The 16005-nt window shown below is 48.3% G+C and carries 10 protein-coding genes; 8 read left to right on the forward strand and 2 right to left on the reverse strand.

Going from position 1 to position 16005, the window contains the following annotated elements; all coding sequences use genetic code 11:
* The first annotated feature begins 283 nt into the window (after nucleotides 1–283).
* The 3 genes from KVG29_RS02540 to KVG29_RS02550 all read left to right on the forward strand — a co-directional run bounded on the left by KVG29_RS02540 (nucleotide 284) and on the right by KVG29_RS02550 (nucleotide 5285).
* Nucleotides 284–589 carry a TMEM165/GDT1 family protein gene (locus tag KVG29_RS02540; protein ID WP_252226260.1) on the forward strand — a complete coding sequence of 102 codons (306 nt, stop codon included), beginning with the start codon at nucleotides 284–286 and terminating at the stop codon, nucleotides 587–589.
* 61 nt (nucleotides 590–650) lie between these two features.
* The gene (locus KVG29_RS02545) at nucleotides 651–3158 is read left to right on the forward strand and encodes a glycoside hydrolase family 2 protein (protein WP_252226261.1); all 2508 of its coding nucleotides are present in this window, start codon (nucleotides 651–653) and stop codon (nucleotides 3156–3158) included.
* Nucleotides 3159–3455: 297 nt separating this feature from the next.
* Nucleotides 3456–5285 carry an ASKHA domain-containing protein gene (locus tag KVG29_RS02550; protein WP_252226262.1) on the forward strand — a complete coding sequence of 610 codons (1830 nt, stop codon included), beginning with the start codon at nucleotides 3456–3458 and terminating at the stop codon, nucleotides 5283–5285.
* Here KVG29_RS02550 and fabI read toward each other — a convergent pair.
* Nucleotides 5282–6049, reverse strand: a complete 768-nt coding sequence (gene fabI, locus KVG29_RS02555; protein WP_252226471.1) for an enoyl-ACP reductase FabI — start codon at nucleotides 6047–6049, stop codon at nucleotides 5282–5284. The genes KVG29_RS02550 and fabI overlap by 4 nt on opposite strands.
* Before the next feature lie 276 nt (nucleotides 6050–6325).
* Between fabI and tig the strand changes: the two genes are divergently transcribed.
* From tig to lon, 5 genes are all read left to right on the forward strand, one after another.
* Entirely contained in the window at nucleotides 6326–7717 is a 1392-nt protein-coding gene (tig, locus tag KVG29_RS02560; RefSeq protein ID WP_252226264.1) for a trigger factor, read from the forward strand.
* Between the two features lie 37 nt (nucleotides 7718–7754).
* The gene (gene clpP, locus KVG29_RS02565) at nucleotides 7755–8339 is read left to right on the forward strand and encodes an ATP-dependent Clp endopeptidase proteolytic subunit ClpP (RefSeq protein ID WP_252226266.1); all 585 of its coding nucleotides are present in this window, start codon (nucleotides 7755–7757) and stop codon (nucleotides 8337–8339) included.
* A gap of 20 nt (nucleotides 8340–8359) precedes the next feature.
* Complete coding sequence (clpX, locus tag KVG29_RS02570) at nucleotides 8360–9646, forward strand: ATP-dependent Clp protease ATP-binding subunit ClpX (protein ID WP_252226268.1); 1287 nt, start codon at nucleotides 8360–8362, stop codon at nucleotides 9644–9646.
* A gap of 354 nt (nucleotides 9647–10000) precedes the next feature.
* Nucleotides 10001–11674 (forward strand): ATP-dependent protease LonB, encoded by a 1674-nt coding sequence (gene lonB, locus KVG29_RS02575; RefSeq protein ID WP_252226270.1) that lies wholly within the window; start codon nucleotides 10001–10003, stop codon nucleotides 11672–11674.
* 203 nt (nucleotides 11675–11877) lie between these two features.
* The gene (gene lon, locus KVG29_RS02580; RefSeq protein WP_252226271.1) at nucleotides 11878–14262 is read left to right on the forward strand and encodes an endopeptidase La; all 2385 of its coding nucleotides are present in this window, start codon (nucleotides 11878–11880) and stop codon (nucleotides 14260–14262) included.
* Nucleotides 14263–14264: 2 nt separating this feature from the next.
* Here the strand turns inward: lon and KVG29_RS02585 are convergent, their stop codons facing one another.
* A complete protein-coding gene (locus KVG29_RS02585) occupies nucleotides 14265–15872 on the reverse strand; it encodes a superantigen-like protein SSL4 (protein ID WP_252226272.1) in 1608 nt (535 codons plus the stop codon).
* Between the last annotated feature and the right edge of the window lie 133 nt (nucleotides 15873–16005).

The raw sequence follows: 16005 nt of genomic DNA on the forward strand, positions 1-16005 counted from the left end.
ACTTGATGCTGAGTTTTGCAGCTGTAAAAATTTTAATAAACTGGCTCAAAAGCGGTTTGTAGACAGGCCCTTAAAAGTTGCTGGTGGTTGTAAAGTTTATTTTTGTGATTTTGCTGTTTGCCAATTTGGTGGCTTATTAAGTAAAAGCTAAGTAAAAGCGTTCACGTATTGCAGGGTATGAAAATAGGGTTCCCGTGTGGGGCAGACAATAAATGGCTTGAAAGGAGGGAACGGCGCGTTTCCTCGCTATACGGCGTAACAGGAGGAAAGGTGCCGGTACATAATGAACTGGAAACTGTTCTTATTGTCGTTCTTTATGCTGTTTATAGCCGAGCTGGGCGATAAGACTCAGCTGACTGTCTTTACCCTGGCAACTCAGCATAAAGAGCCTCTCCCGGTGTTTCTCGGTGCTTCTTTAGCTCTAGTTGTGGTTACTCTGCTGGGTTCTTTTTTGGGTGGAGTGGTAACCAGGTATGTTCCCACATCTTATCTGCAGCTTTTAGCTGGCCTCCTGTTTGTAGGAATTGGAATTTTTATTTTAAGAGAAGCTTTGCCCCAAGTATGGAATATGCTTATTATGAAGAAATAGACTTTCCCAGACCTGATTGTGGTCTGGTTTATTAAAAATTTTTAAGGGGGAGAGTGGCTGTATGAATCGGGTTATAAGCCTTGACGGGACATGGCGGTTCTGTTCAAAAAAGGACAGGCAATGGAAAGAAGGCAAGGTACCGGGCTGTGTTCAGCTGGATCTGATGGCATTGGGAGAGCTGGGGGATCCCTTTTACCGTTTAAACGAGGTAGAGTTTCACAAGCTGGAAGAGGAAGAGTGGATATACCGCAAGGAGTTTGAATGGAACGACGTTCTTCCTGTACCAGGAAAGGTATACCTGGTATTTGAGGGCATTGATACCCTGGCAGATGTGTATATGAACGGGCATCATCTCGGCAGAGCAGAAAACATGTTTATTCCTTACCGCTTTGATGTGGGGAATATCCTGAGGGCTGGATTAAATGAAGTGGAGATACATTTTGATTCCCCGATTAGGACAATTCGGGCAATGGAACGCAACAGTCCGGTTGCTCTGCGCGGCGGCAGCGAGATTGGCAGGCCCTATGTGAGAAAGGCGCAATATTCCTATGGTTGGGATTGGGGCCCAAGGATTGCGCAGGTAGGACTGTGGAGGCCGGTGTATCTGGAGGTCATTGAAACCGCCAAGATACGCTATCCTTTCTTTGAAACCCGACGTATCGATAAAGAAGGGGCTTTTGTAGCAACGGGCGCCGAGATTGAGATGGTTGTCCGTGATGATGGGAAGGCAGTTTCCTATGATGAAATGGAAGCATTTGTGGAGATACTCTACGATGGAAAAATCGTTGTCTCGGACAAGGCAAGTATTGACAGGTTCAGGGGTAAGCTGCAGATAAGCTGGCAGGGCGTGATCGAAAAGCCGGCGCTGTGGTATCCCAATGGTATGGGTCAGCAGCCGCTTTATGAGGTAAAGCTACGCCTTATGTATAATGGCAAAACCGTAGATGAGCACAGCTTTTGCACAGGTATTCGCACTGTGAGGCTTATACGGGAGCGGGATGAGGAAGGCGAAAGCTTTATCTTTGAAATAAATGGGGAAAAGGTTTTTGCAAAAGGAGCAAACTGGATACCTGCTGACAGCCTTCTGCCTAGGCTGACGGAAGACGATTATTACTATTACATAAAAGTCGCAAAGGACGCAAACATGAACATGCTTCGCATATGGGGTGGTGGCATATACGAGCATCCCGCGTTTTACGAGGCATGCGACAGGATGGGTATCATGGTATGGCAGGATTTCATGTATGCATGTGCTCAATATCCAGACCAGTTTGATTGGTTCCAAAGGTTGGCCGAGGTGGAGGCCGAGCACGTGGTAAAGAGCCTGAGGATACATCCATCCATAGTGTTGTGGTGCGGCAACAACGAAAACAATTGGGGATTCCATTCTTGGTGGGGCAATGGCGTTCCCAAATATTTAGGCAACTATATATACCAGGAAATACTGCCCAGGGTTTGTGCCGAGAATGACCCTTCACGTCCTTACTGGGTGTCCAGCCCATATGGAGGTGAGGACCCCAACTCGATGGCCGAGGGGGATCGCCATTCCTGGACGGTGTGGAGCGGCTGGGCAGACTATAAGGAGTATCTCAACGATACCGGCAGGTTCCTCAGCGAATTTGGATTCCAGGCCATGCCTTGTCTGAAGACCATATATTCTTTTACGCAGCCTGAGGATCGCCATCCACTCAGCCCGGTGATGCTGTCCCACAATAAGATGGTGTGCGGCACTGAGAGGCTGGTAAGGTTTATGATAGCCAAAGCGGGGTTCCCAAGGGATTTCAGAAGCTTCGTGTATCTCACGCAGTTTATCCAGGCCGAGGCCATAAAGACCGGTGTAGAGCACTGGCGCACCAGGAAATTTAAGACCGCCGGTACGCTTTACTGGCAGATCAACGATTGCTGGCCGGTGGCCAGCTGGTCGTGCATCGATTACCAGCGCAGGAAGAAAGGCCTGTACTATTATACCAAGAAATTTTTCCATAATATCTTGGTGGTACCCAAATACAAGGAGGGGCGCATATTCATTCATGCTGTAAATGACACGCTCAATGAACTGGATGCCCAAGTACGAGTAACGGCCTATGCACTCGATGGTACCAAGAAGGGCGAGATGTACATGAAGACGGTTTTGCTGCCCAACAGCGCTTCGGTAGTGGGCAGTATAAAGCCTGAAGAGCTGGGAATTGGGTACAGGCGCGTCGTTATGCCTGTGGATGCTGGTTCAACCACTTTCCCCGTTGAAGAGAACGGTGAACTTTTGGATACCGTGCTGTTTGTAGAGCTGGTGGCCGATGGCCAGAGTGCGAAAAATTACCTGGTGTTTGACGCCTTCAGAAACCTTGAACTCAAAGAGCCTAACGTAAGCTGCGCTGTAAAAGGAAGCAGAATAGAGCTTGTATCCGATAAACCGGCCTTTGGGGTGTTTTTGGAGACCCAGCAGGATGTTGAGCTGTCGGATAACTGCATTATTTTGGAGCCCGGCGTCCCCTGCGTGGTGGAGGCCTCGGGTGAGCCGGGAGATGTGAAAGTGATTGATATTACGCGTATGATCACCAAGCTGTATTGAGGATGAGCCATTCATCCTCTTTTTTTATGGGAAATTTTTGTTGCAGCGTGGAACGTAGAGATAGTAATGGGGAGTAATTCAGAGAAGCAAGATTATACCCTTTAAAACAACATTTTTGGGAGACAAAAGCTTATTACGTGCTGTATAATATTTTGGTAAATTAAATTCGACTAGATAGCCTTAAATTTTAATATAGGTATATCTTCGGTTCAAGGAGTGTTAGAAGGCGTTGATGTATTGTTTTAAGGTTACTTGAGTCGGGCTATCGCGTAGTGTTTTAAAGGGGGTAGTGTTGGGTTGTACCAGGTAGAGGTAAGACAGGGTAGCCGTTTAGAGAAATACTCGGTGCCGGCAGGCTATAGCCTGCTCAAGCTTTTAAAGGAAAAAGGGTTTTATATGGATTCGCCTTGCGGCGGCAGGGGATTTTGCGGCAAGTGTAAAGTGAGAATCGTCAAAGGAGACATGGCCGGAAGCCAGTGTTCGCCGGACGAGGTGGGGCACCTCTCGTTTATTGAGCGAAAGGGCGGCATACGCCTGGCCTGCAGGGTACAAGTAAATGAGGATTTGACTGTCGAGGTGCCAGAGAGCGGTCAGAGGGATGCTGCCATTCTTACAGACGGAAAAAGCGATGTTGCTTTAAATCCCATGGTTGTCAAGCGCTATGTTGAATTGCCTAAACCATCGCTGGATGATCAGGCTAGCGATGTCGACAGGATCGAGAAGGCCCTTAAAGCCCCTGGCAGGATTCATCCTGCTGTTATGAGGGATTTATCGGAAACGTTGAGGGCCCATGACTTTAAAGTAACGGCGGTGTTCTTTGATCAGGACATAATTGCGGTCGAAGGCGGGGATACTTCTGATGCCAAATACGGGGTGGCGGTTGATATAGGCACCACCACAATGGTGGGATTCCTGATGGATCTGGCCACAGGCCGGCAGGTGGATGTGTATTCAGCCATAAATCCCCAGCGCCAGTATGGCGCCGATGTTATAACCCGTACTGATTTTACCGTGGAAAACGAGAATGGACTTGCTGTCTTAAGCGGGTTGGTGAGGGACGAGATAAACAACATGCTGAGAACCTTTCAACAAAGATGGGGAATTGCTCCCGATAGAATTTACCATATGACGGTGGTGGGCAACACTATCATGATGCACCTGTTTGCGGGATTGCCAGTTAAGAACATAGCTGTTTCACCCTTTATCCCGGTCATAGCTCGGCGCCTCGAGCTTGAACCCTGGCAGGTGGGACTAAACATGTGTCCTTCTGGTAGAGTAACCATACTACCCATGGTGGCAGGGTATGTTGGCGCCGATACCATTGCCGCCATATTGGCATCCGGCATGGCCGAGAGGGACGAGCTGGCACTGCTCATTGATATAGGTACAAACGGCGAGATTGCGCTGGGGAATCGTGAAGGAATCATAACCTGCTCAACGGCGGCGGGGCCCGCCTTCGAGGGTGCCCATATCCGCTATGGCATGGGCGGTGTAAAAGGCGCCATAAGCAAGGTAAGAATAACCGAGAACAGGATAGAGTACGACACCATAGGCGGGGAGCCGGCCCGTGGCATATGTGGTTCCGGAATTGTAGATGCCATGGCACAAATGCTAAAAGCGGGCATTGTGGACGCTACTGGCAGGATGAAGAACGCCGAGGAGGCCAAAACTGAGTTACCTGCCGGTCTGGCCAGCAGGGTCAAGGAGCTGGATGGGAAGCCTGCCTTCCTCGTTGCTTCGAGAGAAGAGGGGGCGCTGGATGATATATACATCTGCCAAAAGGATGTACGTGAGGTACAATTGGCCAAGGCGGCCATTGCAAGCGGTATCCATATTTTGATGAGGGAGATGGGGGTACGGCATGAGGATATCCAGAAGGTGTATCTGGCAGGGGGATTTGGCAACTACATCGATTATGACCATGCGGCGGATATAGGGCTTATTCCAACTGAGCTGAGAAGCAAGATAGTTGCCATCGGTAATGCCGCTGGTGCAGGAGCCAAGATGGCGCTTCTGTCCAAGGAATACATGGAAATGGCCGAATTTATAAGGCACAGGACGAGCTATGTTGAACTCTCTTCACGCTTCGATTTCCAAAGCGTCTTTGTGGATTTTCTTTCATTTTAACCCAGTATATGATATCCTGCGTCCACGTGTATGACTTCTCCCGTGATGCCCCTGGACAGGTGGCTCAGCAGGAACAGGGCGGTATCGCCCACATCGGACTGGTCAACGTTTCTCCTCAATGGCACCTTTTCCTCGTATGTTTTGAGCATTTCGCTGAAGTTTTTGACTCCCCTTGCTGCAATGGTCTTGATGGGTCCGGCAGATATGGCGTTTACCCTGATGTTGTGCGGCCCCAGGTCCACTGCCAGATATTTTACCGAGCATTCCAGCGCCGCTTTGGCTACTCCCATCACGTTATAGTTGGGTACCGCCCTTTCACCACCAATGTATGTTAGAGTTACAATGCTGCCACCTTCGGTCATAAGGGGCAGGGCGTGCCTTGCCACCGCTACCAGCGAATACGCGCTTATGTTTTGAGCCAACAGATACCCCTCTCGAGAGGTGTTGTAATACGCTCCGGCCAGCTCCTCTTTCTTTGCAAAAGCCAAGCTGTGCACCACGCCGTGCAGGACTCCAACATTCCTTTTGAGGTTGTCAAACAGATCTATTATTTCTTGATCGCTGGTCACGTCGCAGGGATACAGCAGAGCTCCCGGGATGCCAGACACCAGTTCCTGTACCGCATCCCGTGTGCGCTCTCCCTGATATGTAAATATCAAATTGGCGCCTGCTTTCAGGCACGATTGGGCTATACCCCATGCGATGCTCCATTTATTGGCCACACCCATTATCAGTATGTTTTTGTTTTTAAGCAGATTTTCCATTACCATCATCCTTTCAAGTTGTTTTGATAGAGTTGAACCTGCCTTTATTGACTTACAGGCAAATTGTGTTTAATAGCAGGGCGTACGGTTTATAATATATGCGAAAAATTTCAGCGGCTGGATATTGCATCGAAACAGTGCTTGTGTTACTATAATATGAAAAATACCGAAATTGCTGTTTAATAGAATACCAAAAAATATTGGACTTGTCTACAGTTTGTGCTATAATTAAAATGTTGTGAAAAGAGCAGTATTTAACAAAGGAGGAACTTACGGGTGAAAGCTACAGCTGAAAAAATAGAAAATAATAAGGTTAAACTGAAAATTCAGGTTGATGCTCAGGATTTTGAAAAGGCTCTGGACAAATCCTACATGAAAAACAAGGGCAAATTTCTAATCCCGGGCTTCAGAAAGGGTAAAGCGCCTAGAAAGCTGATAGAAAGGTATTATGGGGAAGGCGTTTTCTATGAAGATGCCTTTAATGAGATATTTCACGAGGTTTACTGGAAGGCAGTTGAAGAGAACGGCCTTGAACCCGTTGACTATCCAACAGTAGAGGAAATCGAACAGATTGGGAGCGGCAAGGACCTGGTGTTTACTGCCAGCGTCGTTGTAAAGCCTGAGGTAGAACTTGGGCAGTACAAAGGAATAGAAGTGGAAAAAGTGGAGTATAATGTTACAGATAAAGACGTAGAGGATGCCCTAAAACGGATACAGGAAAGATATGCCAGATGGGTGGCTGTAGAGGGTAGGTCTATAAAGGAAGGCGACTTAGTCACCCTTGATTATCAGGGCTTTGTAGACGGTCAGCCTATAAAGGATGGCAGTGCGCAGAACTATGCCCTCGAGGTAGGCTCTAAATCTTTTATTCCTGGCTTTGAGGAACAGCTCATTGGCCTCAATGCGGGCGATGAAAAGGAGATCAAGGTGACCTTCCCCGAGGATTATGGAATAGAAGAGTTAAAGGGTAAAGAGGCCGTGTTCAAGGTAAAGATTCACGACATAAAGGAGAAAGAGCTGCCTGAGCTGGACGATGAGTTTGCTAAAGACGTAAGCAATTTTGAAACCTTTGAGGAATACAAGGCGCATCTTAGAGAGGACCTTGAAAGGGAAGCTCAAAATCAGGCGCGAGTACAGATGGAAGCACAGCTTTTATCGCGAGTGGTTGAAGGGGCCAAGGTTGATATTCCAGATGTCATGGTAGAACGAGAAATAGACGGGATGTTGAGCAATTTTGAGCTGGGGCTTTATTATAGGGGGTTGACCCTTAAGCGGTATTTAGAGCTTACTGGCACATCTATGGAGGATTTGAGGGCACAATATAGGCAAGAGGCATATACTAGAGTGAAAACTGGTTTGGTGCTTGAGAAGATAGCAAAAGTGGAAGACATTGAGGTTACCCAGGAGGACCTGGATAAGGAGCTTGAGGGGCTTGCCAATCAGTTCAATATAACTGTGGATGAAGCCAGAAAACGCTATGCTGAAGGCCTGGAGAGAAGAAAGGACGAGCTACTTACAAGAAAGACCATTGATTTCTTGATGGATAACGCCGTTATAGTGGATAAGGCACAGCAGCCAGAGCAGGATAAGCAGCAAGCTGATGGCAAGGCTGAGCATACCGGCGAGGGTGCAAATCAGCAGACAGTGGAGGGTACCGCTGCTGAATAAACTCAAGTTTATGATTGATTGAGGAGGAGATGATGGTATGAGCCTGGTCCCTATAGTGGTTGAGCAAACCAGCCGTGGTGAACGCGCATACGACATATATTCACGGCTTTTAGAGGATAGAATTATATTCCTTGGCGGGGAGATATACGATGAAACCGCCGATTTGGTGGTGGCTCAAATGCTGTATCTGGAAGCCAAGGACCCTGACAAGGATATACAGCTTTACATCAACAGCCCTGGTGGCTCGGTGACGGCTGGACTGGCTATCTACGATACCATCCAGTACATCAAGTGCGATGTGTCCACCATATGTATCGGGATGGCTGCTTCCATGGGCGCTTTCTTGCTGGCAGCCGGTACAAAGGGCAAGAGATTTGCTCTGCCCAACAGCGAGATCATGATTCATCAACCTATAGGTGGAGCACGGGGTTCTGCATCGGATATAAAGATACACGCCGAGCAGATCCTCAAGCTCAAGAGGCGCCTTAACGAGATTTTGGCCGAGAGGACAGGGCAACCTCTTGAAAAGATAGAGAGGGACACCGATCGCGATTTCTTCATGTCGGCCTATGAGGCCAAAGAATACGGCATCGTCGATGAAGTCATTGTATCGCGTAAATAGTGAATTAAGAGGTGAAAAAATTGGCAAGATATGATGATAGAAAGCAACTCAAGTGCTCCTTCTGTGGCAAGACCCAGGACCAGGTGCGGCGCTTGGTAGCCGGACCAGGGGTCTACATCTGTGATGAGTGCATAGAGCTGTGCCAGGAAATCATAGAGGAGGAGTTTGAGGAGTCGTCCAGCTTTGATATGCACGACATTCCAAAGCCACAGGAGATATACTCTATTCTCAACCAGTATGTTATAGGCCAAGACAGGGCCAAAAAGATACTGTCGGTGGCGGTATACAACCATTACAAGCGCATCAACAGCGATGCAAAGAGGGATGGCGTTGAGCTGCAGAAAAGCAACATCCTGATGCTGGGGCCCACGGGTTCCGGTAAGACTCTTCTTGCTCAGACGCTAGCCAAGATACTGAATGTTCCATTTACAATAGCCGATGCTACCACCCTGACTGAAGCGGGATACGTGGGCGAGGATGTGGAGAACATCCTTTTGAGGCTCATTCAAGCTGCAGATTATGACATCGAAAAGGCTGAGAAGGGTATAGTGTATATAGATGAGGTAGACAAGATAGCGAGAAAATCTGAAAATCCTTCCATAACTCGAGATGTGTCTGGCGAGGGCGTACAGCAGGCTTTGCTTAAAATACTGGAGGGTACCATAGCCAACGTTCCGCCGCAGGGTGGGCGCAAGCACCCGCATCAGGAGTTTATACAGATAGACACTACCAACATCCTTTTCATATGCGGTGGTGCTTTTGAAGGCATAGAGAAGATCATCCAGAACCGTATAGGTAAGAGTTCGTTGGGATTTGGAGCAGAAATCCGAAGCAAGGCCAATAGCGATCCAAGTGAACTTCTGAAACACATAATGCCCGAAGACCTGCTGAAGTTTGGTTTAATTCCCGAGTTCGTTGGGCGTCTCCCCATCATCGTTACTCTCCATGCTTTGGATGAGGAGGCGCTGGTGAAAATTTTGAAGGAGCCCAAGAATGCGCTGGTCAAGCAGTATCAAAAGCTGTTTGAGATTGATGGCGTAACATTAGAATTTGAAGATGAAGCCCTGCGGCTGATTGCCAAGCAGGCACTGGAACGCAAGACAGGGGCTCGTGGGCTCAGGGCCATAATGGAGGAATTGATGCTGGATGTGATGTTTGAGATTCCTTCGCGTGAAGATATAGAGAAGTGCATAATAACTAAAGACGTGGTGTTGAAGAAAAGCGAGCCCATAATAATAATTTCGGAGGGGCAGAGGTCGCGCAAAGGGCTTAAAAAGCAAAAAGAGAAGCGCGAATCGGTATCGTAATTATCGCAAGAAGGTGTAAACTCTAAAAGGGAGCGATGTAAGTCGCTCCCTTTTTTCATTGATGAATACGGCATGAGCGATAACTAGGCGACTATATTTAACACATACAAAAGGCCTGTTGAGAAATCGACAGGTCTTTTTTAGTCCGTTTTTATGAACCCAGAATTGCTGACAAAATATGTAATCAAATGAGAGTTGTAATAGCGGGTATACAATAAATAGCTCATGACAACAAAGATATCAAAATTGGATAAAAATCATCTGGCTACATATACTATCCAGAAGAACAGTTAAAAACCAGGTTATTAGTTTTTTTAAAGTTCATGGCCAATCTTTAGAAAGGGGGAATACCACTTGCTCGGGAGTGCCGTGATTATAATACAGCTCTTTTTTGCCATAATTATAGGGCTGTATTTTTTAAACCTGCTTAAGAGCCAGCAGGGAAATAAGATTGCAGTGGAGAAGGAGTCGAAGAAGGAGCTTGAGAACCTTCAAAGGCTTCGCGAGATTTCTTTGACCGAACCTTTGGCTGAAAAGACCCGCCCTACCAGCTTTGAAGAGATAATAGGGCAGGAGGAGGGGATAAAAGCACTCAGGGCTGCGCTGTGCGGACCTAATCCTCAGCATGTCATAATTTATGGGCCGCCTGGCGTGGGCAAAACCTGTGCCGCACGGCTGGTGCTGGAGGAGGCAAAGAAGAATCCAAGGTCACCCTTTCGCGCAGATGCCAAGTTCATCGAGATGGATGCCACCTCTATACGCTTTGATGAGCGCAGCATAGCCGATCCCCTCATAGGTTCGGTGCACGATCCGATATATCAAGGAGCCGGGCCTCTGGGTATTGCTGGCATTCCACAGCCAAAGCCGGGCGCCGTCACCAAAGCCCATGGAGGGGTGCTCTTCCTGGACGAAATCGGTGAGCTTCATCCCATACAGATGAACAAGCTGCTAAAAGTTCTGGAAGACAGAAAGGTATTTTTTGAGAGCGCCTATTACAGCTCCTATGACACCAATATCCCTCGCCATATACATGAGATATTTCAGAAAGGGTTGCCGGCCGATTTTCGTCTGATTGGAGCAACCACCAGGAGTCCCAGCGAGATACCGGCAGCCATAAGGTCTCGATGTCTAGAGATATTCTTTAGAGAGTTAAGGCCCGATGAGATCATGCAGATCGCTAAAAATGCGGCCAAGAAAGGTGGATTTTCCATTGCCGAGCGGGCGGTCGAACTGGTGGGCAAGTATGCTGGCAATGGTAGGGACGCGGTCAATATCATACAGCTGGCAGGAGGCCTTGCTCTGACCGAAGGAAGGACCGACATTACCGTAGAGGATATAGAATGGGTGATAAACAGTGGGCACTACAGCCCGAGGCCGGAGAAAAAGGTACAAGGCACGCCCAGGGTGGGTTGCGTAAATGGACTGGCCGTTTATGGAGCTTACCTGGGGACTGTCATGGAAGTAGAGGTTTCGGCCATGCCTGCTGGGAAAGGGAAAGGCATGGTTACGGTGACAGGTATAATAGATGAAGAGGAGATGGGCTCTGAAGGCAAGCGAATGCGCAGGAAGAGCACCGCCAGGGATTCGGTGGAGAATGTGCTGACAGCCGTAAGAAAATGGCTGGGAGTAAACCCTCGGGATTACGACATACACCTCAATTTTCCCGGCGGCATCCCTGTGGATGGTCCTTCAGCGGGAATCGCCATGGCGGTGGCAGTGTATTCCGCTATAACGGGACAGCCTGTGGACGGCAGGGTAGCCATGACGGGAGAGGTATCAATCCTGGGAGTGGTAAAGCCAGTGGGCGGCATAGCTGCTAAGATAGAAGCGGCCGTTCAGGCGGGGGTAAAGAAGGTGATAATCCCCATGGAGAACTGGCAGGAGACTTTCAAGAACTATAGTATATCGATTGTTCCTGTGGAGAGGATCGAGCAGGTTATAGAGCATGCTATGTATCATGGAGAAGATGATGCCAGTATTACAAATGTACCGCATCAGGCCGGGCTTTTAAGCGCATCGGCGAAATAGTCAGGGCCGGGACCATACATCCCGGCTTTTTATTGTGTGTTTTATGGGTTTTAAGGTTTTGTATACTATACAAGGTGGTATTTATGGAGTTGAACAGCTACAGCTTGATTTTTTATCCAGTTATTATATATAATTTAAAAGTCGAGAAGATGTGCAAAATATAGGTGCGGGATTTTTTTTATAGATGTGGAGGAGATAATGATATGGCCGAGAAAACGGCTGAAAAGAAAAAGGGCAGGCGAAGGAAGAAGGCCAATAATAAATTAAGGCGTATTCCTTGTCTGCCACTTAGGGGATTGACAGTTTTTCCGTATATGGTGCTGCATTTTGATGTAGGGCGACAGAAGTCCATCGCAGCACTGGAAGAGGCAATGGTAAACGACCAAGAGCTGCTTCTGGTTACGCAGAAAGACGCAAAGATGGATGATCCCGGCTTTGACGATATATACCACGTAGGTACCGTATCTAAAATAAAGCAGCTTCTCAAGTTGCCGGGAGATACTATACGCGTACTGGTGGAAGGGCTCAAACGTGGCCGTATTGTTGAGTGCATATCCACCGATCCATGTTTTGAGGTGGAGATTGAAGAGATTGAAGAAAATGACCCTGAACCAGGCAATCTCGAACAAGAAGCTTTGATGCGAAGCGTGCTGGACATATTTGAGGATTATGTAAAGCTTGGCAACCGGGTATCTCCTGATACACTGATATCGGTCAACGCGGTTGAAAAACCTGGCCAGCTGGCCGATATCATTGCTGCCAATGTGCTGGTCAAGATCGAGGACAAGCAGAGCATCCTGGAGGCATTTGACCCGCAGGATAGGCTGGAGAAGCTGTATGGCATATTGACCAGGGAAATTCAGATCCTGGAGATTGAGAGAAAGATCAATCAGCGGGTAAAGAAACAGATAGACAAGCTCCAGCGAGAGTACTATTTAAGGGAACAGCTCAAGGCCATACAGAAGGAGCTTGGTGAGAAGGACGGTATAGGCGAAGAGGTTGAGGAATATAGGCGAAAAATAGAAGAAGCACAGCTTCCTGAAGAGGCATATGAGAAGGCCATGAAAGAGCTGGACAGGCTGTACAGAATGCCTCCCGGTTCGCCCGAGATAGGGATCATAAGGACGTATTTGGACTGGCTTGTGGAGCTGCCGTGGAATGTTGAGACCGAGGACAATACGGACATTAAAAAGGCCGCCAAAATATTGGATGAGGACCACTATGGCCTGGAGAAGGTAAAGGAACGGGTGCTGGAGTATCTGGCGGTACACCAGCTGACCCAGCAGATGAAAGGCCCCATACTGTGCTTTGTAGGGCCGCCTGGTGTGGGCAAAACCTCCATTGCCAGGTCCATCGCACGGGCTCTCAACAGGAAATTCGTCAGGATGTCCCTGGGCGGTGTGAGGGACGAGGCTGAGATCCGCGGCCACCGAAGGACTTATGTAGGGGCCATACCTGGCCGAATTATAGCGTCGATAAGGCAGGCTGGCACAAAAAACCCGGTATTCCTTTTTGATGAAATAGACAAGATGAGCAGCGATTTCCGCGGTGATCCGGCTTCTGCCATGCTGGAGGTGCTGGACCCGGAGCAGAACTTCGCTTTTCGAGACCACTATTTGGAAGTGCCGTTTGACCTGTCCAAAGTGATGTTTTTAACCACCGCCAATACCCTTGAGACCATACCCAGGCCCTTGCTGGACCGGATGGAGGTCATTCACATTTCGGGCTACACCGAAGAGGAAAAGCTGCACATCGCTTCCCGTTACCTTATCCCTAAGCAGGTGAAGGAACACGGGCTTAAAGAGGGGAGCGTTCAGATACCCGAGCGAGTCATAAGGGATATCATCAATTATTATACCCGGGAGGCTGGGGTGCGCAATCTGGAGCGGCAGATTGCCACCATATGCAGAAAGGCTGCCAGGAAGATACTGGAGACTGGTCAGCAGTGCGTCCGAATAACCAGCGGCAACCTAAAGCGTTATCTGGGTGTTCCTATATATCGCTATGAGAAAGCGGGGCAGCATGATCAGGCCGGTATTGTCACAGGTTTGGCCTGGACGGCGGTGGGCGGTGAAACCCTGTTGGTGGAGGCCATCCATATGCCCGGTACCGGGAAGCTGGTGCTCACCGGTCAGCTGGGCGATGTCATGAAGGAATCGGCACAGGCCGGGTTCAGCTATATACGCGCCAAGGCGCGGGATTTCGGCATAGATCCCAATTTTTACAACAATACCGACATTCACGTGCACATCCCTGAAGGGGCAATACCCAAGGATGGCCCTTCGGCTGGTATTACCATGACCACGGCCATAATCTCGGCTCTGACGGGGATACCCGCCCGGAGCGATGTTGCAATGACGGGCGAAATAACCTTGAGGGGTAGGGTGCTGCCCATCGGTGGCTTAAAGGAAAAGGTATTGGCAGCCCATAGAGCAGGGATTACCAAGGTCATAATTCCTGCTGAAAACGAAAAGGACCTGAAGGAGATCCCCGAAAATGTTAAGCGAAAGGTAAAGATAGTATTGGTGGAACATATGGATCAGGTGCTTGAGCATGCCCTGGTGGAGGTTCCTAAGCCGAAACAATAGCTTTAGTCTTCTTCGTCTTGTGGGTTTATGATTATGTCCACGTTGCCCAATGTTATCCTGTTAGGGGCGTCTTTGGGCTGTACCGCGGTTGGAGTTTGGACGCTGTCTGTACCTTGAGAGCTATTTTCGGCTTCCTGCGGGGATTGTGCAGTGGCGTTGGACTGTGCTGCGGGCTGTTTACCCTCGCTGGAGGGTAGCACATTGCTGTCAGGACGTATAGGAGGCGAGGACGGCGATGTGCTGCGCGTGGCATTGTCGTCCATTGAAGACGGTGGAGTTGACGATGTTAGATAGGCCTGTTCTTTGTTGGGAACGGGCCTTTTTTCTTTTTGAGGCATGTCGGCGTAAGGGAAGGGTTGTTTGCTGTTTGTCCTGAGCTGTTCTACCTGGAAGTTGAGCTTTTTTATCATGGCTTCCAGAAAATACATGGCCTTGCCGTTTTGAAGCAATTGTTCTTGAAAAGCGTAAATGCTGGAGGTTATGTTTTCAAGCTGGTGTTCGATTGCAGCGATCCTTTTTTCCAGCTTGCTGTACGGTAATTGTTGGTCTTCTTTTTTTTGTGCGATTGTAGTGTTTGGGGTTGCCTGAGGAGCTGAAAGGTCCAGGACTTCTTTATAATTTATACCCCACAGCCTTAAAGTGGGGGGAAGGTCTGGCCTGTCAAACGAGGTGTAGTAGAAAAAGGTTACGCTGTCCGAGGGAGCGTGGGGAATCGCTCGAGGAATACTCCAGGTATTGCCGCCGTCCTGTGAGGCTGTGCAGTATATATCGCCTTTCATCTCCCACAGGCAATACAGCTGATTAGATAGCAGCAGCGTGGGATGGACGGGTTCGTCCTGGCCCATGTATATAACTTTTGCTTCCTGTGCATCGCTTTCTGGTTGAAGTACGCTTCTTACGGATAAATACCTTATGATATGGTTGGTACCTTCTTTTTCTTTCCATATGATGTGAATACGTTGGCGGGGGTCAGCGTACAGGTAACATTCTGCGTACTTGCGACCAGGCTTGTATATTGTTATTGGATTGGCCCAGGAGGAAAAAGAGGGACTAAAGCAAGAATACAGGAGTGAAGGTTGATTGTTGGATTGTTGGCTGAATAACAGATGCACGTTTCCTAGGTTGTCCACAAAGGTGTTCTCTATGGTCGTAAGGCTGTCAGAGGCAAAGGTCCACATTCTTTGCCTTGTCCATTTATTCCCATTACCTCGATAATGTATCAGGAATTCTGTTCCACGCCTTAATGAGCCCTTGATGTAATACAGTATGTGGATGATATCCCGGTATGCCATTATGGTGAAATAGGAAATGTTTTGTGCCGGAGATCGAATGTACTCCACTGTCTGGCGTTGCCATTTGAGGCCGTTCCACCGGTAATATACCAGCTGGTTTGTTACAGTATATGCCAATACATGGATGTTATCGCTGGAGTCGATTGTGGCCGCCAGGTCTTTAACCGGCTGGGAATCCAGCAAAACATTCTGAGTAGTTGTCCCGATTTCTGATTGGGAATCTGATTGAGAATACACTATGTTCTGTTCAGGCGAGAGGAAGAAATGCCATCGATTTCCCGAGGAGGTTTTGAGCACAAATGACTTATCGACACTCATTAACATGGTATCACCCGTTTCAACACAAGCGTTTTAGTAAATCTTTATGATATGATTCGAGAATTTATCACATGCGTTATCACACATAATTGGATTTTTACATATTATGCAGTGAGAGGAAATATAGATTTCC

Source organism: Caldicoprobacter algeriensis, from assembly GCF_023838525.1.
Classification (GTDB): domain Bacteria; phylum Bacillota; class Clostridia; order Caldicoprobacterales; family Caldicoprobacteraceae; genus Caldicoprobacter; species Caldicoprobacter algeriensis.

Bases quoted from the DNA above. Each gene is read 5' to 3' on its own strand.
- KVG29_RS02540 (WP_252226260.1), top strand. From the start codon at position 284: ATGAACTGGAAACTGTTCTTATTGTCGTTCTTTATGCTGTTTATAGCC.
- KVG29_RS02545 (WP_252226261.1), top strand. From the start codon at position 651: ATGAATCGGGTTATAAGCCTTGACGGGACATGGCGGTTCTGTTCAAAA.
- fabI (WP_252226471.1), bottom strand. From the start codon at position 6,049: ATGGAAAATCTGCTTAAAAACAAAAACATACTGATAATGGGTGTGGCC.
- clpP (WP_252226266.1), top strand. From the start codon at position 7,755: ATGAGCCTGGTCCCTATAGTGGTTGAGCAAACCAGCCGTGGTGAACGC.
- lon (WP_252226271.1), top strand. From the start codon at position 11,878: ATGGCCGAGAAAACGGCTGAAAAGAAAAAGGGCAGGCGAAGGAAGAAG.
- KVG29_RS02585 (WP_252226272.1), bottom strand. From the start codon at position 15,872: ATGAGTGTCGATAAGTCATTTGTGCTCAAAACCTCCTCGGGAAATCGA.